Origin of the sequence: Aggregatibacter segnis ATCC 33393, from assembly GCF_900476035.1 — a bacterium.
Classification (GTDB): domain Bacteria; phylum Pseudomonadota; class Gammaproteobacteria; order Enterobacterales; family Pasteurellaceae; genus Aggregatibacter; species Aggregatibacter segnis.
Genome location: NZ_LS483443.1, coordinates 583,836 through 607,576 on the forward strand (window position 1 = coordinate 583,836; position 23,741 = coordinate 607,576).

17 protein-coding genes, 4 tRNA genes and 2 rRNA genes are annotated in these 23,741 nt (G+C 43.0%); 12 read left to right on the forward strand and 11 right to left on the reverse strand.

Translation table 11 applies throughout. The features are described 5' to 3' along the window. Nucleotides 1–112: 112 nt before the first annotated feature. From rrf (DQN58_RS02950) to DQN58_RS02965, 4 genes are all read left to right on the forward strand, one after another. A 5S ribosomal RNA gene (gene rrf / locus DQN58_RS02950) occupies nt 113–228 on the forward strand. 55 nt (nt 229–283) lie between these two features. Then, nucleotides 284–399: ribosomal RNA gene (gene rrf, locus DQN58_RS02955) — 5S ribosomal RNA — on the forward strand. A gap of 8 nt (nt 400–407) precedes the next feature. Continuing rightward, a tRNA-Asp gene (locus DQN58_RS02960) sits at nt 408–484 on the forward strand. 32 nt (nt 485–516) lie between these two features. Next, nucleotides 517–592, forward strand: a tRNA-Trp gene (locus DQN58_RS02965). Between the two features lie 40 nt (nt 593–632). Here the strand turns inward: DQN58_RS02965 and DQN58_RS02970 are convergent. The 3 genes from DQN58_RS02970 to DQN58_RS02980 all read right to left on the reverse strand — a co-directional run bounded on the left by DQN58_RS02970 (nt 633) and on the right by DQN58_RS02980 (nt 1,418). Further along, nucleotides 633–1,181 (reverse strand): YtfJ family protein, encoded by a 549-nt coding sequence (locus tag DQN58_RS02970; protein WP_005715704.1) that lies wholly within the window; start codon nt 1,179–1,181, stop codon nt 633–635. Between the two features lie 50 nt (nt 1,182–1,231). Next, a tRNA-Arg gene (locus DQN58_RS02975) sits at nt 1,232–1,308 on the reverse strand. Nucleotides 1,309–1,341: 33 nt separating this feature from the next. Further along, a tRNA-Pro gene (locus tag DQN58_RS02980) sits at nt 1,342–1,418 on the reverse strand. A gap of 156 nt (nt 1,419–1,574) precedes the next feature. Here DQN58_RS02980 and folD point away from each other — a divergent pair. After that, nucleotides 1,575–2,432: a bifunctional methylenetetrahydrofolate dehydrogenase/methenyltetrahydrofolate cyclohydrolase FolD gene (gene folD, locus DQN58_RS02985; protein ID WP_005715706.1), complete on the forward strand. Its 858-nt coding sequence runs from the start codon at nt 1,575–1,577 to the stop codon at nt 2,430–2,432. 86 nt (nt 2,433–2,518) lie between these two features. On the opposite strand, the gene groL is transcribed toward folD, so the two are convergent. From groL to DQN58_RS03000, 3 genes are all read right to left on the reverse strand, one after another. After that, on the reverse strand, nt 2,519–4,162 hold the full coding sequence (groL, locus tag DQN58_RS02990) for a chaperonin GroEL (protein ID WP_005715708.1): 1,644 nt from the start codon (nt 4,160–4,162) through the stop codon (nt 2,519–2,521). Between the two features lie 89 nt (nt 4,163–4,251). Continuing rightward, nucleotides 4,252–4,542: a co-chaperone GroES gene (locus tag DQN58_RS02995; protein ID WP_005715710.1), complete on the reverse strand. Its 291-nt coding sequence runs from the start codon at nt 4,540–4,542 to the stop codon at nt 4,252–4,254. An 83-nt stretch (nt 4,543–4,625) separates the two neighbouring features. Continuing rightward, nucleotides 4,626–5,108 (reverse strand): FxsA family protein, encoded by a 483-nt coding sequence (locus DQN58_RS03000; protein ID WP_005715712.1) that lies wholly within the window; start codon nt 5,106–5,108, stop codon nt 4,626–4,628. A 224-nt stretch (nt 5,109–5,332) separates the two neighbouring features. Here DQN58_RS03000 and aspA point away from each other — a divergent pair, with 224 nt between their 5' ends. Then, on the forward strand, nt 5,333–6,751 hold the full coding sequence (gene aspA, locus DQN58_RS03005) for an aspartate ammonia-lyase (RefSeq protein ID WP_005715714.1): 1,419 nt from the start codon (nt 5,333–5,335) through the stop codon (nt 6,749–6,751). 146 nt (nt 6,752–6,897) lie between these two features. Continuing rightward, nucleotides 6,898–7,941, forward strand: a complete 1,044-nt coding sequence (locus DQN58_RS03010; protein ID WP_005715716.1) for a glycosyltransferase family 9 protein — start codon at nt 6,898–6,900, stop codon at nt 7,939–7,941. Here DQN58_RS03010 and yczE read toward each other — a convergent pair. Then, entirely contained in the window at nt 7,882–8,550 is a 669-nt protein-coding gene (gene yczE, locus DQN58_RS03015; protein ID WP_005715718.1) for a membrane protein YczE, read from the reverse strand. The genes DQN58_RS03010 and yczE overlap by 60 nt on opposite strands. Before the next feature lie 236 nt (nt 8,551–8,786). On the opposite strand from yczE, the gene DQN58_RS03020 reads away from it, so the two are divergent. From DQN58_RS03020 to DQN58_RS03035, 4 genes are all read left to right on the forward strand, one after another. Next, on the forward strand, nt 8,787–10,037 hold the full coding sequence (locus tag DQN58_RS03020) for a NupC/NupG family nucleoside CNT transporter (RefSeq protein WP_032997737.1): 1,251 nt from the start codon (nt 8,787–8,789) through the stop codon (nt 10,035–10,037). Nucleotides 10,038–10,152: 115 nt separating this feature from the next. Further along, nucleotides 10,153–10,872 (forward strand): purine-nucleoside phosphorylase, encoded by a 720-nt coding sequence (gene deoD, locus DQN58_RS03025; protein WP_005715721.1) that lies wholly within the window; start codon nt 10,153–10,155, stop codon nt 10,870–10,872. A gap of 414 nt (nt 10,873–11,286) precedes the next feature. Further along, nucleotides 11,287–17,646 (forward strand): YadA-like family protein, encoded by a 6,360-nt coding sequence (locus DQN58_RS03030; RefSeq protein ID WP_111704455.1) that lies wholly within the window; start codon nt 11,287–11,289, stop codon nt 17,644–17,646. A 199-nt stretch (nt 17,647–17,845) separates the two neighbouring features. Further along, nucleotides 17,846–18,667, forward strand: coding sequence for an OmpA family protein (locus DQN58_RS03035; RefSeq protein ID WP_005715726.1), 822 nt, complete (start codon nt 17,846–17,848; stop codon nt 18,665–18,667). 135 nt (nt 18,668–18,802) lie between these two features. Here DQN58_RS03035 and udp read toward each other — a convergent pair whose 3' ends face one another. Both udp and asnC read right to left on the reverse strand, forming a co-directional pair. Continuing rightward, complete coding sequence (udp, locus tag DQN58_RS03040; RefSeq protein ID WP_032997738.1) at nt 18,803–19,561, reverse strand: uridine phosphorylase; 759 nt, start codon at nt 19,559–19,561, stop codon at nt 18,803–18,805. Nucleotides 19,562–19,589: 28 nt separating this feature from the next. Next, the gene (gene asnC / locus DQN58_RS03045) at nt 19,590–20,042 is read right to left on the reverse strand and encodes a transcriptional regulator AsnC (RefSeq protein WP_005715729.1); all 453 of its coding nucleotides are present in this window, start codon (nt 20,040–20,042) and stop codon (nt 19,590–19,592) included. A gap of 171 nt (nt 20,043–20,213) precedes the next feature. Here asnC and asnA point away from each other — a divergent pair, with 171 nt between their 5' ends. Beyond that, nucleotides 20,214–21,206, forward strand: a complete 993-nt coding sequence (asnA, locus tag DQN58_RS03050; protein WP_005715731.1) for an aspartate--ammonia ligase — start codon at nt 20,214–20,216, stop codon at nt 21,204–21,206. Between the two features lie 131 nt (nt 21,207–21,337). On the opposite strand, the gene dusA is transcribed toward asnA, so the two are convergent. After that, on the reverse strand, nt 21,338–22,321 hold the full coding sequence (gene dusA / locus DQN58_RS03055; RefSeq protein WP_005715733.1) for a tRNA dihydrouridine(20/20a) synthase DusA: 984 nt from the start codon (nt 22,319–22,321) through the stop codon (nt 21,338–21,340). Between the two features lie 2 nt (nt 22,322–22,323). Beyond that, a complete protein-coding gene (locus DQN58_RS03060) occupies nt 22,324–23,712 on the reverse strand; it encodes a chloride channel protein (protein ID WP_005715735.1) in 1,389 nt (462 codons plus the stop codon). Between the last annotated feature and the right edge of the window lie 29 nt (nt 23,713–23,741).

A 23,741-nucleotide genomic window follows, 5' to 3' on the forward strand; every position in this document is an offset into this window, starting at 1 on the left:
ATGGAGCGAAGTAGAGTAGCAGTTAAGAGAAAGACGCAAAGAGAGAGTTGAGAGAAGGCTTGTTTTTAGATTAAGAAGACGTGAATAAGATAAGAGAGAAATCATAAAGAATATTGGCGGCGATAGTGCGGTGGGCCCACCTGACTCCATACCGAACTCAGAAGTGAAACGCCGTAATGCCGATGGTAGTGTGGGGCATCCCCATGTGAGAGTAGGTCACCGCCAAACTTATTACTTTAGTTCATTAGCTTAATGTTAATAGTGAACTAAATTAATAAGTATTTTTAGCAGTCATAGTGCAGTAGAGCCACCTGAATCCATACCGAACTCAGAAGTGAAATGCTGTTACGCCAATGGTAGTGTGGGGCATCCCCATGTGAGAGTAGGTCACTGCTAATCCCTATCTCGGAGTGGTAGTTCAGCTGGTTAGAATACCTGCCTGTCACGCAGGGGGTCGCGGGTTCGAGTCCCGTCCATTCCGCCAATTTTATAACTTTTTCAAAGTTAAATACCAATAGGGGCGTAGTTCAATTGGTAGAGCACCGGTCTCCAAAACCGGGTGTTGGGAGTTCGAGCCTCTCCGCCCCTGCCATCCATTTTCTTATCTTCTCGCTTTTTATTTTTACTACTTTCTACTGAACTAAGTTTTTAACTAGTTCGATAACTTGATTCATTTGTTGCTCAGATAACTTCCCTTCATGTGCAAATTTCACTTTTCCAGATTTGTCTAATACTACAATTAGGCTTTCTTTAGGCTGTAATCCCCAGTCTTTTTTAACTTGACCTGTTTGATCTAAAATCACTTGGCTGTGAGGATTATTTTTTTTACCTTTTTCAGCACTACTTTTGACGAAAGGACCGGTGCCGAAGATAGCATCTTCTGCATTAATAATTGTTGTTGTTTGATATTTGCTAGAATCAAAGCGTTGAGCTTTGATCATTTCCATTAAGCCATCATTTTTTTCTTTAACGCTACTTCTTCCTGCCATGTGTTGAAGAACCCTTACTTTTCCTGCAACTGCTGGCGATTCCCAGTTTTTATAGTTGATGCTTCCATTGTTTATGATTAATTCTCCGTCAGTTTGAACGGAAACATAAGGGAGGGGGGTATTGAGTTGGAGGTTATGAGCAAAACTCGATGTTGCTAAGGATGTTAGCAATACAAATGCTAATTTTTTCATTCTATTTTCCTTGGATTGGAAGTAAAAAATATTTAGTCAGGTTTATTAAATGGCACGCCCTAAAGGATTCGAACCTTTGACCCACGCCTTAGAAGGGCGTTGCTCTATCCAGCTGAGCTAAGGGCGCATTAAAATGGGATGATGAAAGAATAGAGAAAGGTGGTCGGCGAGATAGGATTTGAACCTACGACCCACTGGTCCCAAACCAGTTGCGCTACCAAGCTGCGCTACTCGCCGAAAGATGTGTAGCATTATAGTTTTCTTTCATTTTCAGTCAATCAATTTTTATGGTTTTACTGTCAATCGTCTAAATTTATTACAATTCAGTTTACATAAAACGGATTTTTCTGACAAAATAGCGTGCGTAAATATTTACCTTACGCGGAGAATTTAATGGCGGCTCAAATTATTTCAGGTACTCAGTTATCCCAGCAAATTAAATTGAATATTACACAAAAAATTGCACAGTATATTGAGCTGGGTAAACGTGCTCCTGGTCTGGCAGTAATTCTAGTTGGCGCGGATCCGGCTTCTCAGGTTTATGTGGGAAGTAAGCGTAAAAGTTGTGCTGAAATCGGTATTTTTTCCAAATCTTACGATTTACCGGAAACCACTTCTGAATCAGAATTGTTAGCTCTTATTGAGCGATTGAATCAAGATCCTGAGGTTGATGGTATTTTGGTGCAGTTACCGTTGCCAAAACACATTGATAGCACCAAAGTAATTGAAAAAATTTCACCGGAAAAAGATGTGGATGGTTTTCATCCTTATAATGTTGGGCGCTTGTGTCAACGTATTCCAACATTACGTGCTTGTACGCCTTATGGTGTGATGAAATTATTGGAAACTACAGGTATTTCTTTTTATGGCAAACATGCTGTCATTGTTGGTGCGTCCAATATTGTTGGTCGTCCAATGGCATTAGAATTGTTACTTGCCGGCTGTACTGTCACAATAACTCACCGTTTTACCGAGGATTTAGCGGGTCATATTCGCCAAGCGGATATTTTAGTGGTTGCTGTGGGTAAACCTAAATTTATTAAAGGTGAATGGATCAAAGAAGGCGCAGTTGTCGTTGATGTCGGAATTAACCGTATTGATGGCAAGTTGGTTGGCGATGTTGAGTTTGAGGTTGCTGCCGAGCGTGCTGCTTATATTACACCGGTGCCGGGTGGCGTTGGCCCAATGACGGTAGCAATGCTTATGTATAATACGCTTTCCGCTTATGAAAAACATGAAAATTTAGTGTAAAAGTGCGGTCATAAAAAACAGTGTTTTTATAGAGATAAAAAAGCCCTTGAGTTAATTCAAGGGCTTTTATTTTTGATAGGGAAGAATTACATCATTCCGCCCATACCTCCCATGCCACCCATACCGGCAGCACCGAGGTCAGCTTTGTCATCTTTTGGTAATTCGGTCACCATACACTCGGTGGTGATCATTAAACCGGCGACAGAAGCTGCGAATTGCAATGCGGAACGGGTCACTTTAGTTGGATCTAAAATACCCATTAAAATCATATCGCCATATTGCTCGGTACCTGCGTTATAACCAAAGTTTCCTTCGCCGTTTTTTACCGCACTTGCGACTACAGAGGCTTCTTCACCTGCGTTCGCGACGATTTGACGTAATGGGGCTTCCATAGCGCGAAGAGCAAGTTTAATACCCACGTTTTGTTCTTCGTTGTCGCCACGTAAATCAGCAACTTTGCTGGCTGCGCGAATTAACGCCACACCACCACCGGCAACCACGCCTTCTTCCACAGCTGCACGAGTTGCGTGTAGTGCATCTTCCACGCGTGCTTTTTTCTCTTTCATTTCTACTTCAGTTGCTGCACCGACTTTAATTACCGCAACACCGCCGGCGAGTTTCGCCACGCGTTCTTGTAATTTTTCTTTGTCGTAGTCGGAAGTGGATTCTTCGATTTGTTGACGAATTTGTGCCACACGACCTTGGATTTGTGCTTCATCGCCGATACCGTCGATAATTGTGGTGTTGTCTTTATTAATGACAACGCGTTTCGCTTGACCAAGATCTTCAAGAGTGGCTTTTTCTAACTCCATACCGATTTCTTCAGAAATCACCGTACCGGCAGTTAAAATCGCAATGTCTTGTAACATCGCTTTACGACGATCGCCGAAGCCTGGTGCTTTCACTGCAGCTACTTTCACGATTCCGCGCATGGTGTTCACTACCAATGTCGCTAACGCTTCGCCTTCTACATCTTCGGCAATGATTAATAACGGTTTACCTGCTTTCGCCACACCTTCTAATACCGGTAATAATTCACGAATATTCGAGATTTTTTTATCGACTAATAAAATGAATGGGTTATCTAATTCTACGGTAGCGGTTTCCGGTTTGTTAATGAAGTACGGGGAAAGGTAACCGCGATCAAATTGCATCCCTTCAACTACATCCAATTCGTCTTCTAAGCCGGTGCCGTCTTCTACGGTAATCACGCCTTCTTTACCCACTTTTTCCATGGCTTGTGCGATTAATTGACCCACAATGCTGTCGGAGTTTGCGGAAATGGTACCCACTTGTTCGATTTCTTTAGAGGTTTCGCAAGGTTTGGAAAGGGATTTAAGTTCGGCAACGACGGCAGTGACTGCTTTGTCGATACCGCGTTTTAAATCCATTGGGTTCATACCTGCCGCTACGGCTTTTAAGCCTTCGTTCACGATGGCTTGTGCTAGAACAGTTGCCGTGGTGGTACCGTCACCGGCGGCATCATTGGCTTTAGAAGCAACTTCTTTCACCATTTGTGCGCCCATGTTTTCAAATTTATCTTCTAATTCAATTTCGCGTGCCACAGACACACCGTCTTTGGTGATGGTTGGTGCACCGAAAGATTTGTCTAAGACTACGTTACGGCCTTTTGGACCAAGGGTGACTTTTACCGCATCAGCTAAAATGTTTACACCTTTTAACATTTTTACGCGTGCGTCGTTACCGAATTTTACGTCTTTTGCTGCCATGTTTAATTTCCTTTTATTTTGTTGCGTGAGATTGCTCCCACCATGATCTATTTCGTTTAAAGTGCGGTCATTTTTCAGCGTGTTTTTGCTTATTCAACGATCGCTAAAATATCGCCTTCGGAGAGAATGAGCACTTCCTCACCATCAATTTTTTCTGTTTTTACACCGTAGCTGTCGCTGAAAATGACGATGTCGCCCACTTTTACGTGCATTGGGTGAATGCTACCGTTTTCTAATAAACGACCAGGGCCGACCGCTAACACTTTCGCGCGGGTAGATTTGGTGGCTGCAGAACCGGTCAATACGATACCGCCGGCAGATTTAGTTTCCACTTCTTCACGTTTTAAAATCACTTTGTCGTGTAATGGACGAATATTCATCTGAAATTTCCTCTATTTCTAGGTTTGTTAAAAAGTTTCTTTTATATGGGAATCATTTTTACGCTTTCAAGGGAAAGGCAAAATTATTTTAACCGTTTATTTTCATCCGCTTCCTTTTCAAATTCCGCCTCAAAAATCTCGCCATCTCTAGGTGGATTGCCTTGGGACGAATAAAAAGTGCGGTTGGTTTTAAAGATGTTTTGTTGGAAGAACACGAATCGGCTACGAATGAATGTATTTACTAGGTAACGACCGAGCGGGCTTAACAGCACGCAAGCGAGAATGTCAGTCACAAAACCGGGAATAACAAAAAGGATGCCGGCAATAAGCCAGCGCAGAGAGCCAAAAAGCGCATCAGTAGGCAATTCGCCTTGGGTGAGCTGCTGTTTTACGCGAGTGAGGCTATACCAACCACGAACACGGATGATGACAATGCCCAGTAGTGAGGAACCAATCAGTAATAAAATGAGCATGAGGATACCCAAACGGCTTCCTAGCCAAACCAGTAGACTCAGTTCCAGATAAATAAATACAAAAACAGCGAAAAGAAAGGTGATAAACGGCATGTTCGCTCCTTAAAAATACGTTGGATGAGCATATTACCCGCTTTATTCTGCAGTGCAACTTTTATTCATGGCTACATCTTTCGGGTTAGAAAAACTAATCTGAAAAATAAAAATAACTCTTAAATGCGTATAAAAATCTGTGACTTGGATCAATTTAATTTTAATCGAATTTTCTATAATTTAGACAATTCAACCAAACGTGTTAAGCATAAAGGAGAACGCAAATGACACAATATAGAAAGGAAGTGGATTTGTTAGGTGAACGTGAAGTTCCTGCAGATGCTTACTGGGGTATTCACACCCTAAGAGCGGTGGAAAATTTTAACATTTCGAAAGTAACGATTTCTGATGTGCCGGAATTTGTTCGCGGCATGGTGATGGTGAAAAAAGCAGCGGCATTGGCAAATGGTGAGTTGGGTGCCATTCCAAAAGAAATTGCAGAAGCCATTGTTAAAGCTTGTGATGAAGTGTTAGTGAACGGCAAATGTTTGGATCAATTCCCATCTGATATTTACCAAGGTGGTGCAGGCACTTCCGTCAATATGAACACCAATGAAGTGATTGCCAACTTGGCGTTAGAAATTTTAGGTCACAAAAAAGGTGAATATAAATACCTCGACCCAATGGATCATGTGAACGCCAGCCAATCCACCAACGATGCGTACCCTACCGGTTTCCACATTGCCGTGTACAACAGCGTCATTAAACTTCTTGAAAAAGTCGCTTATTTGCAACAAGGCTTTGAAAACAAAGCAAAAGAATTCGAGAAAGTGTTGAAAATGGGCCGTACTCAATTACAAGACGCAGTGCCAATGACTGTGGGGCAAGAATTCAAAGCGTTTGCAGTGTTAATGGCAGAAGAAGTGAAACACTTAAAAGCTGCAGCGGCACACTTACTTGAAGTGAACATGGGCGCGACCGCAATCGGTACCGGTTTAAATACCCCACAAGGTTATGTGTCTTCCGTTGTGAAACATTTATCCAATGTCACCGGATTACATTGCACCGGCTCAGAGAACTTAATTGAAGCAACCTCAGACTGCGGTGATTATGTTTCCGTACATGGCGCGTTAAAACGCACTGCCGTGAAATTGTCAAAAATCTGTAACGACTTACGTTTACTCTCTTCCGGCCCTCGTGCAGGCATTAAAGAAATTAACTTGCCTGAATTACAAGCGGGTTCTTCTATCATGCCGGCAAAAGTAAACCCGGTTGTGCCTGAAGTGGTGAACCAAGTGTGCTTCAAAGTGATCGGTAACGATACCACTGTGACTTTTGCGTCAGAAGCAGGTCAATTACAATTAAACGTAATGGAGCCGGTGATTGTACAAGCTATGTTTGAATCTATTGAGATTTTAGGTAACGCTTGTGTGAACTTACGCGATAAATGCGTTGATGGCATCACCGTCAACAAAGAAACGTGTGAAAACTACGTTTACAATTCTATCGGTATTGTGACTTACTTAAACCCATTTATCGGCCACCACAACGGTGACTTAGTGGGTAAAATCTGTGCGCAAACCGGTAAAGGTGTGCGTGAAGTGGTCTTGGAAAAAGGCTTGTTAACCAAAGAACAATTGGATGACATCCTTTCCGTAGAAAACTTGATGAATCCGACCTATAAGGCAAAATTGAATAAATAAAATTCAATATTGACTTGTTTATTTAGTTCAACATCAGCGTCTTAAGGGATTAAGGCGCTGATTTTTTATTTGTCGCTTTTTAATGGCAGTCGGTCAGGCTAGAATAACCTCTCATTTTGGAAAAGAATTTGCATAGGGTGGAAATAATGAAAAACGTATTGGTGATTCGTAACGATAAATTGGGCGATTTTATGTTGGCATGGCCATCCTTTGCCATGTTAAAAGCCTCTGAACCATCGTTAAAACTGACCGCACTTGTACCTGCTTACACCGCAGATATTGCTCGGGCATGCCCTTATTTAGATGACGTTATTATTGATGCGCCGAAAAACGATAAAGCTGCATTTCAGCGCGTGGTGAACGAAATTAAAGCGCGTCAATTTGATGCCATGATCAGCTTCTTTTCCAATACACATAACGCCAAATTAGCGTGGAAATGTCGCATTCCTTACCGTTTAGCGCCGGCAACAAAATGGGTGCAATTTTTCTATAATCATCGTTTAACGCAACGCCGTTCCCAATCGGCTAAGCCTGAATTTGAATATAACTTGGATTTGGCCCGCACTTTTTTACGTGATCATGGCATTGCTGTTGTTCAGCCTTGCCCGCCATATCTCACTTTCCCTAAAAGTGCGGTGGATTTTCAGCGTGAGTCTTTATGCCATCAGTTAAACATTGATGCGGAGAAAAAATGGATTTTTGTGCACAGCGGTTCCGGCGGGTCTGCCAATAATTTATCTTTGGCGCAATATGCTGAGCTCATTCGTGGCTTATTAGCGCGGTTTAACGTCTATGTGATTTTAACGGCAGGGCCGAATGAAAGTGAAAAAGCCCATGAACTGGCAAATTTGGTGCAGGATTCGCGGGTGGTCGTTTATGACAAAAATAACGGCATGGTGGATTTCGCACAATCTTTGGCGTGTGCTAATTTGTTTATTGCCGGTTCCACCGGGCCGTTGCATTTAAGCGCTGCGTTAAATGTTCCGACCATCGGTTTTTATCCGAGTCGTCGTTCTGCTACACCATTGCGTTGGCAGCCGATTAATGAGGTTGATAAACATTTGGCATTTTGTCCGCCAAACGACAAAGCGAGTCAAACAGATTTAAGCAAAATTCATATTGGCGAGAAATTAGACGAGATCGAGCGGTTTATTACTCGGGTGTGGCACTCGACGACGGATAATAAATAAGGTGTATTGCACTACCCAGCCAATCCCCAGTGCGAACATGAGTGTGCCGATGCCTAACACGCCACCGAGCAGATAGCCGAAGAGGCACACTAAAACTTCAATGGACGTTCGCACGATGCCGATTTTCCAATGGAAACGATAACACAACCCCACCATTAACCCATCGCGTGGGCCGGGGCCTTGGTGGCAGGTTAGGTAAAAGGCATTGCCGATGCCGAATAATAAAATACCAACGACAGCGTAAATGAAACGCAGATAAAGTGCGGTAGGTTTTTCCAGCAAATAAACGGTTAAGCCGAGAAAGAGGGCGATCACAAAAATATTCATGACGGTGGCAAGTCCCGGCCTCAGTTTTAATGGAAACCACGCTAACATCACGATTGAACTAATTATCCATGACGCCCAACCGACACTAAATTCCCCGCGTAAGGCTACACCTTGCGATAATATGGTCCAAGGCGCGGAGCCTAAATCAGAAAGAAGCAATAATGCTTCGCCAAATCCCATGACACTTAAAGATAAAAGCAACACACAAAAGGATTTAGGCTCAAATGCCCAAAGGGATTTTGCTGCCCAAGGTGTATGCGGCAGAACCTGTGCTTTCTTCATTTATCTTTAATCCATCGTTTGTTACTAAGTGGCGCGCATTATCCCAAGGTTTATTCATGCTGTCTAAATAAATTACGTTGAATTTTGACCGCACTTTATTCCTTTTTAAGGCGGATTTTGCTTCTAGTGACATCGGGTTGCACTAATTATGATATTAATCAATAAAATTCACTCTCCTTTTTTATGGAAACCAAGTAGAATACGAAGAATTTTATTCAATGACTTTTGAGGTATTTATGGACATTTTAATTAGTGTTGTTGGTATTTTCGTCCTGTTAGGGATTGCAGTTTTGTTCTCTAACAACCGTAAAGCGATCAATCTGCGTACCGTTTTTGGTGCGTTGGCTATTCAAATCGCTATCGGTGCTTTCGTACTTTATGTACCGGCGGGACGTAGTGCGTTACAAACGGCTTCTGATTTTATCGGTAAAATCATTAGCTTCGGTAACGAAGGGATTAGTTTCTTATTCGGTGGATTGACTGATCCAAGCCAAAGTTTCGGTTTTATCTTTGCGATTAAAGTGTTGCCGGTCATCATTTTCTTCTCCGCCTTGATTTCTTTGCTTTATTACATCGGTGTTATGCAATGGGTGATCAAATTAATCGGTGGTGGATTACAAAAATTATTAGGTACATCAAAAGCAGAATCTATGTCTGCGGCTGCCAATATTTTCGTTGGCCAAACGGAAGCGCCATTAATTGTAAAACCATTTATCAGCCGTATGACGCAATCTGAATTATTTGCTGTGATGGTTGGTGGCGTTGCCTCTATCGCCGGTTCTGTGATGGCGGGTTATGCCGGTATGGGTGTGCCGTTAACTTACCTAATCGCGGCTTCTTTCATGGCAGCACCGGGTGGTTTATTGTTTGCGAAAATCATGTTCCCACAAACAGAAAAAGCGGATGACTCATTAAAAGAAAGTGCAGACGTTGAAAAACCATCTAACGCAATTGAAGCATTGGCAAATGGTGCGCGTGACGGTATGCACTTAGCGATGAACGTGGGTGCTATGTTAATCGCGTTTGTTTCTGTGATTGCTTTGATTAACTGGATTCTAAGCAGCTTCGGCGGCGTTATTGGCGAACCGGATTTAACTTTACAAGTGATTTTAGGTTGGATTTTCAAACCATTGGCATACTTAATCGGGATTTCTTGGGAAGAGTCTGCCATTGCCGGTCAAATGATTGGTTTAAAATTAGCGGTGAACGAATTTGTGGGTTATTTAGAATTTGCTAAATATTTACAACCGGATTCTGCTGTGGTGTTAAGTGATAAAACTAAAGCGATCATTACCTTCGCACTTTGTGGTTTTGCTAACTTCAGTTCCATCGCGATCTTAATTGGTGGCTTAGGCGGAATGGCGCCAAATCGTCGTAGCGACGTGGCTCGTTTAGGCTTGAAAGCCGTAGTTGCAGGTTCATTATCTAACTTAATGAGCGCAACAATTGCAGGTTTATTTATTGGTTTAAGTGGTGCCGTGCTATAAAGTGCGGTATGATTTCGCCATGTTTTTTATGATGACACCACGACCATGTTCGTGGTGTTGTCGTTTATAAGCAACGGAAACGTTTGCTTCATCATGTCAACAAGAGGGAAAAACTATGACTCCACACATTAACGCACCTGCCGGTGCATTTGCTGATGCTGTATTAATGCCGGGTGATCCGCTACGTGCGAAGTATATTGCAGAAACTTTTTTGGAAAACGCACAGGAAGTGACTAACGTACGTAATATGTTAGGTTTCACCGGTACCTATAAAGGTCGTCGCATTTCCGTGATGGCACATGGTATGGGGATCCCTTCCTGTTCCATTTACGCAAAAGAACTTATCACTGAATACGGCGTGAAAAAAATGATTCGTGTTGGCTCTTGCGGTGCAGTACGTATGGATGTGAAATTGCGTGATGTGGTTATCGGTGTAGGTGCATGTACCGACTCCAAAGTAAACCGTATTCGTTTTAAAGATAACGACTTTGCCGCCATCGCAGATTTTGGTTTAACCCAAGCCGCAGTGCAAGCAGCGAAAAACTTAGGTGTGAAAGCTCGCGTTGGGAATTTATTCTCTGCCGATTTATTCTACACGCCGGATGTCAGCATGTTTGATGTGATGGAAAAATACGGCATTCTTGGTGTGGAAATGGAAGCCGCCGGTATTTACGGTGTTGCCGCAGAGTATGGTGCACGCGCATTAACCATCTGTACCGTATCTGACCACATTCGCACCCACGAGCTCACCAGTGCGGAAGAGCGTCAGTTAACGTTTAATGAAATGATTAAAATTGCATTAGAAGCAGTATTAATTGACGATGAATCGAATTAGCTTTAGAATTCACCCGCCATACCATAGGCATAATTTTTTATATGTTACTTATTGAATAAGTACAATAGGAGCTGTTTTAAATTTATACCTGTGGCGACAGCATCATTGGCGACAAATTATTTGTGTAGTTTAGTTTTTCAAATGTATGGGCGTTGTCAATGATGTTGTCTCGAGGGCAGGAGTCTGTTTTTAGCGATTCCGTAGGTGTTTTGATAGAAGGCCTTAGAGTTATGGGTATCTATTAGGCCTACTAGTGATGCATTCACTTTTCCTATGTTGTGCAATAGTCATTGCTCAACATATTTTTTGGTTCATGTATTACATATCCATCTTCGTTATGAAGAGTAAAGCATTTATCCATTAAAGTTATATATCAATATATCTTGATTAAATTTAACCATTAGGAGAACTTCCATGAATAATATATACAAGGTTATCTGGAGTAAGGTAACTAACGTATTAGTCGTTGTATCCGAATTAGCGCGCTCTAAAGGGGTATCAGGACGCAATTCAACAGCGGCATCAAGCAATACTGCAAAAGTACGAACAAAATTAACCGCACTTTCTGTCGCCCTCTCATTCTGCTTTGGCGCATCTTCAGTATTTGCTGCTGATGTTAATGCTCCGAACGTTACCGCAACCACATCATTAACTGTTGGTGCTGCAGGCACCGCTGGTGGTTCAGCAACAGGTACAACAACATTGCATGGTACTGCTACATTGAATGGTAAAAATTTAGCGACTACCGATGATTTAGCAAATAAAGCTAACCAAGCCGATTTAACTGCATTAACAACTACAGTTAATGGCAAAGCTAACCAAGCCGATTTAACTGCATTAACAACTACCGTTAATGGTAAAGCTAGCCAAGGTGATCTAGATGCATTAAAAACTGATTTTGGTAACCACAAAACCACTACTGATAATGAGATTGATTTATTAAAAAAAGCAACTGATAAATTAGGTTTAGGTACAGGTACTACTTACAACGGTATTAAATACTTCCGTGCAAATTCAACAGGAGCCGATGCTACAGCCGGTGGAACTGATGCTGTTGCAATTGGTCCAGACGCTAAAGCAGCTGGGAATAATACTGTTGCATTAGGTATGCACGCTTCTTCTTATGGTGCTGAGTCTGTTACTGTTGGTCATGGAGCAGCTGCATCAGGAACTGCCTCATCTTCAGTTGTGTTAGGTCATAATTCTCAAGCAGGCTCTAAATTAAGTGGCGAATTGATTTATGATGGTGCTCAAAAATATATTACTGGTGATGGTAAGAGTGGCATTGCAATCGGTGATACAGCAAAAAGCCGCGGTAATCAGAATATTGCCATCGGTAAAAATGCATTAACAACAAATAAAGACGCATCTGAAACCTTTACTTCTGATAGTATCGCAATTGGTTCTGATGCTAAAACATTTGCAGCAAATTCTGCGATTGCTTTCGGTAAAGGTGCTCAAGTCGCTGTAGGTTCCGATTCTGCTATTGCAATGGGTGAAGGCGCTAAGGCTGAAGGTACGGATGCAATGTCAATTGGTCATGGTGCTGAAGCCAAGAAATCCGGTTTGTCAATTGGTCATGGTGCTCAATCTGAAGGTGAGGGTGCCGCTGCGTTTGGTAAAAATGCTAAATCTACTGGTAAAGGTGCGGTTGCTGTTGGTGAAAATGCAGAGGCTGCGCCATGGAGAACAATCTCAATTGGTCAAGGTGCGGGTAAAGGCCAGGCTGCAGACCTTGTTGGTGATAAAAACGAGCACATCAATATTGGTGTGGACGCAGGTAAAGATGTTGACGGTCAACTTAATATTGGTATCGGTCAATCTGCCGGCTCAAATGTAAAAGGTAAAGGCAATATCGCACTTGGACAAGGTGCCGGTAAATTCATTGGCGGAGCAAATAACAGTGTTAGTAATAACATTGCTATTGGTACATTAGCAAACTCCTATAACACCCCAACGGATATTGTAGAAAGCGTGGCAATCGGTATGAGTGCGCAGGCGAAAACAAGATCGGTTGCAGTAGGTACAGAAACTAAGGCTACCGGTCTCGACTCTGTTTCTATTGGTAATGGTGCTACGTCTACAGAGTCTGGCGGTGTAGCTATTGGTAATAATGCTGTGGCAAATGGTGAGAGTAATGTGGCATTAGGTCGTTCTTCTGTGGCGAATGATACAGCTGCGACAGGCTACCTTACCGGTACAACATCAACTAAAGTTGTTTCCGTAGGTAAATCTGATCTTTTACGTCGAGTTGTGAATGTGGCTGATGGTGCGGATGATCAAGATGCAGTGACCGTGAAGCAATTAAAAGAAGTGTCTAATGATGTTTTCAATAAAGTAAATTCAAAAATTAATGGTCTTACAGGTGGTGGTGCAGGTATTAACTATGATGCTGCGCCAAGAACCACAACTGAAAACAGCGTTACTTTATCAAAAAATGATGGCAAAAAAACGCTCATTGGTAATGTCGCTGAAGGTACGAAAGACGATGATGCGGTAAACGTACAACAATTAAACAAAGTTGTTGATGCGAATAAAACGCACTATTTCAGTACTAAAAATGCTGCGGCCATAGGTAACTTCAATAATGACGGTGCAAAAGGTGAAAAATCGTTAGCCGTTGGTATGGATGTTCATGCGAATGGAGCAACAAGTGTTGCTGTCGGTAATAATACAAGTGCTGAAGGTCTAGGCTCTATTGCAATCGGTGCGCTTTATAACGGTTCAGCGACATTAGATGACAATGTTGCTCAAACATCGGTTCAAACTGTTGCTAAAAGTAGTACCGGTCAAGGCTTCCTATACAATACGGCGATCGGTGCAGGTTCAAGTACCGAAGGTAATAACTCTGTTGCAATCGGTTCATTAGCCAGAGTATCCACAAAACAGCAAAATATCTCTAGCCCGGATCGTGCAGTAGCGTTAGGTTACTACGCAACAGCATCCGCTTCCAAAGCCATTGCGATTGGTGAACGTGCTACTGCAAATGAATACCAAGGCACTGCATTGGGTAGCCAAGCAACTGCCACTGGTTCAGCATCAAACGCAATCGGTGCGGCTGCATTTGTTGGCGATAAGGGTGTAAACTCTATTGCAATGGGTACAAATCAACGTGTTAATGGTGCTAATTCCGGTAGTATCGGTTACGCAGGTAAATTAGCTTTGACAACGACCGGTCGTAGTTTAGGCGGTACCTATGATCCAAATGCAACCTTAGTAACAGGTGAGGGTACTTATTCTATCGGTAACACCAATAGCGAAATTCTTTCCAACCAATCCGGTGTATTTGGTAATGATAACTTTGTTCAAGCCAAAGAAAATATCCGTGTTGTAGGTAATAGCAATATTATTAGTAAAAACAACCAGACTCCAGTAGGTGGTGGTTCCCCAGTAGCAACATCATTGAAAAATGTCTATGTTACCGGTCATGGTAATAAGGTTGATGTTGGCGTTGCACCGTTAGAAGATAGCAAAAATATTTTTGTAATGGGTGCCGGAAATATTATTGGCGATAGTTCCACTGCGAAAAATATTACCGATACTTACGTAATTGGTACCGGAAATAAAGTGAGCGAGTCAAATGAATTGACCACGACTGATGACCCGTCAGATCCAGCTGCAACCAAAACCAAAATTGGTAAAGGTTATTTCATCTTAGGTAACAACGTTAATGCAACATTGCAAAACTCTGTTTACTTAGGTACAGAATCAGCCTTCATTAATGCAGGTGCGGTATCTTCAGGAAAAGGCAACTACAGTCAGTTTAACTCTGCAGGTTTCCCAGCTTATCAGTACGCAGGTGGCGCACCAGTAGGTGTTGTTACGATTGGTAATGACACTCAAACTCGTCGTCTTCAAGGTGTTGCGGCTGGTTTAGTTGGTCCTCAAAGTACTGACGCAATCAATGGTAGCCAATTGTATGCACACACCCGTCCAATGGGATTTGTTGCGGATAATTCCGGTGCAGAAGGAAAAAATCTTGATGGCTTAGCAATTGATGATACAAGTATCACTATGGCTAAACGTGCTGCCGGACAAGCACTTAAACTTAACGGTGGTGCCAAAGGGGTGCTTTCTGATGAAAATATCGGTACTGTTGTAAATGGTACAAACCAAGTTGATATCAAATTAGCCAAAGAACTGAAAAAATTAACAAGTGCTCAGTTCGGTGATGATAATGCCAATACTACGGTTAATAGTTCAGGTGTAACCATTAAAGATGGTCCAAGCTTTACTAAGAACTCTATCGATGCTAACAATAACAAAATCACTAAAGTGGCAGCTGGTGATGTTAACGCAAACAGTACAGATGCGGTTAATGGTAGCCAATTAAACGAAGTGAAAGAAACCGCTGAAAAAGGCTGGAATCTTACTACGGCTGGATCTGCTGCTACTAAGCATAAGGTTGCACCGGGTACTGATGTCGATATTAGCTCTGCTGATAAAAATATTACTGTAAGTAATAATCAAGGCAACGTAACACTTACATTAAACAAGGATCTTAATCTCACCGAAGATGGAAGCGTTAAAGTTGGTGCTACTAAAGTGACTAAAGATGGTGTCACCATTGAAAATGGTCCAAGTATGACAATTACTAACGGTATCAATGCAGGTGATAAGAAAATCACTAATGTTAAAGCAGGCGAAGCTGATACTGATGCAGTGAATGTTGCTCAGTTGAATGAAGTAAAAAATGCAGCGGCAACAGCAGGTAAAGGTTGGACACTCAGTACAGGTAAAAATGATAACAACAAGTATGTTGTTAAACCTGAGGCTGAGGTCAACATCAGTGGTGATACAAATATCACTGTGACTCATGATCGTGGTAATGTAGAAGTTGCATTAAACAAAAACCTTGATCTTACTAAAGACGGCAGTGTCAAAATTGACCAAACGACCTTGAATAAAGATGGTTTAGCTGTTGGCACCAATGTAAAAGTGACTGACAAAGGGCTAACTGCTGGTGATGTGTCTGTGACAACTGACGGTATCAATGCGGGCAATAAGAAAATCACCAATGTGGCTGATGGCACAATTGTAGCAGACAGTAAAGATGCCGTTAACGGTGGTCAGTTGCATAAAGTGAAAACTGATCTTGAGACTGCGGTTACAGCTGCGAAGACAGAAGTTGAAGCGGGTGAAAATGTTACCGTTACTACTACAACAGGTGCTGGTAAACAGACCATTTACACCGTCTCTGCTAAAGATACTTCAGCCTCTGTTTCAAACGGTTCTGACATGATTAAAGTTGAAGCTGAAGCAGAAGCGAAAAAAGGCACTGTTCATGTAACAAACTATAAAGTTGACTTATCTGACAAAGCTAAAGCCGATATTCAAAAAGGTGTTGATGCTAAAACTAAAGTCGATAATGAAGGTTTAACCTTCGCAACTGATGGTGGCAATACCAACGTACGTAAGTTGGGTGACACAGTTGGTGTGAAAGGCGATAACAATATCACAACAAAAGCCAATGGTAATGATGTTAACGTGACGTTGAACAAAGAGTTGAAAGACTTAACAAGTGCTCAGTTTGTTAAGGATAACGACAGTACTAAGGTTGATAGTCAAGGCGTTACCATCACAGGTGGTCCAAGCATGACTAAGAACGGTATTGCGATGAATGACAAAGCAATTACTGGACTTGCGAGTGGTTTAGATGGTGTTACAGATGTCACTAAAGCACCAGACACTAAACTAAAAAATGCTGTCAATGTTGGTGATTTGAAAACTGTAGCGACAGATGCTTTCGGTTTGAAAGACAAAGCTGGTAACAAGGTTACACAAGACCTAGGTACTACGGCTCAAATTACCGGTGATGACAACATCAATACTAAAGTTGAAGAGCAACCAGTTGATGGTAAGAAAACTGCGAAATTAACAGTTAGCTTAAATAACGAGATTACTCTCGGTGGTACAACTAAGGGTAACCAAGATGGAACTTTAGCGGTGAAAAGTGCTAACGATCAAAACAGCGTTACTTTAAACGGCAAAGACGGTTCTATCGATATTGATGGTGCAGATGCTAAAGGCAAGGTCACTGTTGCTCAAGGTGCAACTGACGTAAATGGTGCAGCGGGTGAGAAGAAAACTCGTATCGTTTACGATGTTGACGGTGGTGCACGTGAATATGTAGCAACTTTAAATGACGGATTAAAATTTGGAGCAAATGACGGTGCAGTTCATAAGGCCCCACTTAATACTCAAGTCGATATTAAAGGTGCTGCAACAAACACGGATTGGACTAAATTTGATGGCGGTAGCAATATTATGACCAAAGTCGAAGGAAACACCGTGACTGTAGGCTTGGCAAAAGATGTTAATGTCAATAGCGTTACTGCAACTGAACACGTGACTGTTGGTGGTACTACCAAAATCACCAATGATGGCGTAACCATTCAAGATGGTCCAAGCATGACGAAGAGCAATGGTATCGACGCCAGCAATATGACCATCAAAAATGTTGCACCAGGCGTGAACAATACCGATGCAGCGAATGTTGGACAATTACGCATTCTTGAAGGCAAGGTTAACCGTGTTGACAGAAATCTGCGTGCCGGTGTAGCAGGTGCTAACGCAGCGGCATCTTTACCGCAAGCTTACTTGCCGGGTAAAAACATGGTTGCTGTTTCTGCCGGTACTTACCGTGGTGAAGGCGCGATTGCATTAGGTGTATCCCGCGTTTCTGATAACGGTAAAGTTGTGGTGAAATTGACTGGTAACAGCGACACCCGTGGCAACTTTGGTGCTGGTGTAGGTGCGGGCTACCAATGGTAATACCGTTCGCTTAATGAAAATAGGGAAGCGATATAGCTTTCCTATTTTTTGAAGGCATACCAAGGTGAATTTCACGATAAAAATCGACCGCACTTTTATGTGCAATCCGGTTAAATAATGTGATTTCCCTTGGTAACCAAAGAGAAGCAACCCAAGGTTGAAACAAACAACTATTTTATGAATTCTACGAGGTGAAGAGATGACCTTAGCAAAAATGTTATTATCAACTATCGCTGCAACTATGTTGGTTGCTTGCGGTAACTTAAGTCACGTATCTAAAGATGGCGCACCGGTGGAGAACACCCAATTAGTGTGGCCTAAAGTTGAAGATTCCACATTTAATCATGACGGCAGCCAATACGGTTCTTGGCCGAACTGGGATAACGTTCGCATGATTGAAAAAGGCATGAATAAAGATCAACTTTATTATTTGATCGGTCGCCCGCATTTTGCGGAAGGCTTATTCGGCGTGCGCGAATGGGATTACGTGTTTAACTACCGTGAAAACGGTGCAAATAAAGTATGCCAATTTAAAGTATTGTTCGATTCTGAGATGAACGCACAAAATTTCTATTGGTATCCAAACGGCTGTAACAGCAACTATTCTTTCAGTTTGTCCGGCGATTTCTTGTTTGATTTTAACAAGGACACATTGACTGCACAAGGTGTAGAAGTGATTGACAATATTGCACAGCAGTTAAAATCTGCTAAAGCAAAAGAAGTCACTGTTGACGGCTATACCGATCGCTTAGGTTCTGATCGTTATAATTTAGCTTTATCACAACGTCGTGCAGACCGCGTGAAAGCGCGTTTAGCTGAATTAGGCTTAAAAGCGCACATCGTAGCTATCGGACACGGTAAAGCAAATCAAGTGAAAGCTTGTGATGGCAGTGGTCAAGCACTAAAAGATTGCTTAGCACCTAACCGTCGAGTAGAGATTTCCTCTTCCGGTTCGTTGGTAAAAGCCGAAGGCACGAAAACGATGGGTAAAACAGGTCCTGCACCGTTATACTCAAAATAAAATGCTAAAAAAAGCCTCTTAACGGAGGCTTTTTTATTGCCATTGATTTGATACAGACAATAAAAAGAGCGGTCGAAATTCATGGTGTTTTTCGACCGCTCTTTTTATGCGATAAGCCCTGGTGACTTACGTCAATTATACTAACAAGCCTGCCGCTTTCACTACCACATGAATGGCGGTTTCTTCCGTGGATTGAATCGTCGCCTCATTCGGGATTTCTTGTTGGGTGCGGTTGACGATAGCACCTGCGATCATGCCGGCACGCAAACCCAGTGCGGAGCACATGGTGAACAAGGTGGCAGATTCCATTTCGTAGTTCATTACGTTCAATTCTTGCCATTGTTTTAATGAACCTTGGAAATGACGACAAATTTTGCCGGTGTAGGTGTCATAACGTTCTTGTCCCGGGTAGAAAGTGTCGGAAGAGGCGGTGATACCCACATGGACGGCATCGCCGACTTCTTCTTTGGCGACTTTGTAAAGGGCTTCGGTACATTCAAAGTTTGCTACCGCCGGATATTCCAATGGGGCGAAATGGCGGCTGGCGCCATCGAGACGTACAGCACCGGTTGTCACTAATAAATCACCGACGTTAATGTGCGGTTGGATGGCGCCGGTTGTACCGATACGTAAGAAAGTACGCACACCGAGTTGGGCTAGTTCTTCTACCGCGATGGAAACGGACGGGCCGCCAATACCGGTGGAACATACGACCACCGCGTGTTCCTCAATATAGCCGAGCCAAGAGGTAAATTCGCGGGTGGAGGCGAGGAATTTTGGGCGATCTAATAAGCGTGCAATGCGTTCCACACGCTCCGGCGCGCCCGGGACGATGGCTAATTGAGCCCCATCTAACATGGCTTTCGTTAAGCCAAGGTGAAAGACTTCTGACATAACATCCTCCTTTCTTGTTCTTTGTTTTTTACGGTTTAATATCACGCAAAATCGGATTCTGCATGGAAATTAAGGTTTCTGTGGATTGAATCTCATCGATTAATTGAATTTTTGCCGACAAGACTAAATGCAGTTCGGCAATCGTGTGCGTCATGACTTTAATGAAAATGGAATAATTGCCGGTGGTGTAATAGGCTTCCACCACTTCATCAATGGCTTCCAGCTTTTTGATCACCTTGTCGTAATCTTTTGCCGATTTCAAAATAATGCCAATGAAACCGCAAACATCATAACCTAGTTTGCGTTCATTGATTTTCACTTTTGTCCCTTCAATAATGCCTGACTGGCGCATTTTTTCCACCCGAACATGAATGGTGCCGGGGCTAACACCAAAATTTTTCGCCATTTCTGCATAAGGGGTTCGGGCATCTTTGGTTAATACACGCAATATTTGTTGATCTAAATTGTCGATATTGTGCATAACACACTCCTTTGTTTTAAAAACTCTAAATAATTATATTATTTTTTAGATGTTATTTAAATAATGATGAAGTTTCTTTAATTCTGGCTAAATTGTGTTGCATTAACCCTAAAGAATGGGGAGAATCTACCGCATTCATGTAGAAACGTTAAATAATATAGGGTAAAAACAATGAAAAAGACATTTATTTTGCAACAACAAGAGATTAGTTTTGTAAAAAATACATTTACTCAAAACCTCATCGAGCAATTAGGCATCATCGAAGTTCAAGGCCCAATCTTAAGTCAGGTTGGTAATGGCATGCAAGATAACCTTTCCGGTATTGAAAAAGCGGTTCAAGTGCATGTAAAACAAATCCCAAATGCGGTGTTTGAAGTGGTTCACTCTTTGGCAAAATGGAAACGTCATACATTAGCCCGTTTTCATTTTAGAGAAGGCGAAGGCTTGTTTGTACATATGAAAGCGTTGCGTCCGGACGAAGATTCGTTAGATGCGACCCACTCCGTTTATGTGGACCAATGGGACTGGGAGAAAGTGATTCCGGAAGGTCGTCGCAATTTCGCCTATTTAAAAGAAACCGTGAATTCGATTTATCGTGCGATTCGCTTAACAGAATTGGCGGTGGAAGCCCGTTTTGATATTCCATCCGTGCTACCAAAACACATTACTTTCGTACACAGTGAAGACCTCGTGAAACGTTATCCAAACATGAGCGGCAAAGAGCGTGAAAATGCGATCTGTAAAGAATACGGTGCAGTTTTCTTAGTCGGTATCGGCGGTAAATTGTCTGACGGCAAGCCACACGATGGACGTGCGCCGGATTACGATGACTGGACAACAGAGTCAGAAAACGGCTACAAAGGCTTGAACGGTGATATTTTGGTTTGGAACGACCAACTTGGCAAAGCGTTTGAACTATCTTCTATGGGGATTCGTGTAGATGAAGCGGCGTTACGTTTACAAGTGAGTTTAACCGGTGATGAAGACCGTCTAAATATGGATTGGCACCAAGAATTATTGCAAGGCAAATTGCCGTTAAGTATTGGTGGCGGTATCGGTCAATCTCGTTTGGCAATGTTGTTATTACGTAAAAAACATATCGGTGAAGTGCAATCCAGCGTTTGGCCGAAAGAAATGTTAGAAGAATATCAACATATTCTGTAATAGATGAAAAAGTGCGGTGGATTTGAAAAACGTTTTTTTAATCCACCGCACTTTTTTTGTTCTATAACTGATTTACTGATGGCACGCATTTTCTCATGCGTGCTTTTTTACATCTAAAACTGACCGCACTTTTACTCTTCTACAAACCCTAATGCGGTTTCTACCACGTCAATGCCGGCGCCGGCTTTGTAGGCGTTTTCGCTTAAATAACGACGCCATTGGCGTGCGCCTTTGCAGTGTTGGAAGGCACCGAGCATGTGGCGCACGATATGATTCAGATAGACGCCTTGGCTGAGTTGCTGTTCGATGTATGGAAACATGTTTTCCACCGCTTGGCGTGGGGTGATAATCGGGGCATTTGCGTCAAACAATGTGTGATCGATATGACCGAGCAATGCGGGATTTTGATAGGCTTCGCGCCCCACCATGACACCATCTACATACTTCAAGTGCTGTTGCATTTCTTCAGTGGTTTTAATGCCACCGTTGATGCTGATGAGCAAATGGGGAAAATCCTGTTTTAGTTGATACACACGTTCGTAATTTAGCGGCGGAATTTCACGATTTTGTTTCGGGCTTAAACCGGATAACCACGCTTTACGGGCATGCACGATAAATTCCTGACAGCCGGCTTGGTGTACTTTTTGGACAAAATCACATAGAAAATCATAGCTGTCAAAATCATCAATGCCGATGCGGGTTTTTACGGTGACGGGAATGTGCACCGCACTTTGCATTTGTTGTACGCACTCTGCAACCAGTTCCGCGTTTGCCATTAAACACGCACCGAACATACCGTTTTGTACACGATCGGATGGGCAACCTACGTTCAAATTGATTTCTTGGTAACCACGCTGTTGCGCTAATTGAGCGCAATGTTGAAGTTGTTCCGGATCGCTGCCGCCCAGTTGCAACGCCACCGGGTTTTCTGCCGTATCAAAATCAAGGTGATCATATTTGGCATGAATGATGGCTTGGGTGGTCACCATTTCCGTATAAAGCAAGGCGTGCCGGGAAAATTGGCGGTGGAAATAACGGCAATGGCGCGTTGTCCAATCCAGCATGGGCGCGACGGCAAAGCGTCCTCGGTAAAAGTGCGGTTGATTTTGGGACATTTTTATGGGTTTTCCTTCATGTCTTTTTGCGTTTCTTCTTTTATCCGCTGGCGGAAACGCCCTGCCGCCATGTGATAAAACGGCTTCGGATTAAATTGGCGTGAAATAATGGAGGAAATCAGGCAGCAAATCAATAGCCAAATCAATACGGGTTGGCAGCCGGTCATTTCCATCACGATAACGCTGGCGGTGACCGGTGATTGGGTCGCACCTGCGAGAAATGCTGCCATACATAACAACACCAGCAAACGCTGGTCGACTGAACCGTCAGTAAAGGCAGCCACTTGCACGCCAAGCCCAGCCCCGATGGTGAGTGCCGGGGTGAAAATACCGCCGGCAATGCCCGTCCAATATGTGCCTACTGTGGCGAACAGTTTCATGATGCCAATGTCGCTTTGTACCGCTTGTCCATCAAGAGCTTGGGTGACAACTTGGTAGCCGGTGCCGTAAGTTTGTCCATTGGTGTAAACGCCAAGTGCGGTCAATATTAATCCTAAAATAATGGCGGTGAAAATAGGGTGCTTGCGTATCCAATGGCGACAGAAAGGGAAGGTTCCGGCTGCGCCTTTGATTAACAAACGGCCGAAAATTCCTCCGCTGACACCACTTACCGCACCACAAACTAAAACCCATAAACATAAATAAGGCATATCGGTGACACCTTGATATGTTGGGAAATAGGGGTTGTTGCCTTCAATCGCCACCAAAATAAAACCAGCCGCGAGTACGCCTAACAATACGCGTCGTTCCCAGCGCAATAGCACACCACGTCCCAATTCCTCTATGGCAAAAATAACGCCGGCTAAAGGCGCATTAAATGCAGCAGCAAGGCCACCGGCCGCCCCGGTTGCCATCAGTTCATTAGCACTCAATCCATTAAATGCCACGCCGTATTTTCGGCATAAGTTACCCCACCATAACATCACGGCAGCACCGATTTGCACGGAAGGCCCTTCCCGTCCAACGGAGGCGCCGATAAGCATCGCTAAAAATGTCAGTGGAATTTTCCATAGAGTTTGTCCAAAGGCGACTAAACGGTTTTTATTGGCGTGATGGGGCAGGCTAAGCGAGGCAATGACTTGCGGAATGCCGCTGCCACCGACATAAGGCGTGTATTTGGCGATGAACCAGGTTAATAACGCCAAACCGCAGGGCAAGATAAACCAAACGGCAATCGGATATTGTTGTGTCCAATGGGCGTTCCATTCCAAGCCCAAATCCGCAAGTTTGGCAAAGCCAAGGGAAAACAGCGAGACCAAGCTGGCGCCGATCAGTAAACAGGTAAATTCGAGGGTTTTATGGGAGATTCGATAGGTTTGACGTAATTTCTTGTGTAAAACATACCGCACTTTAATGGCGTTATGACGTAAAAAAAGAAGCACAGTGTTCATGATGAGATTAATGTTGGGTGATGAGGTTA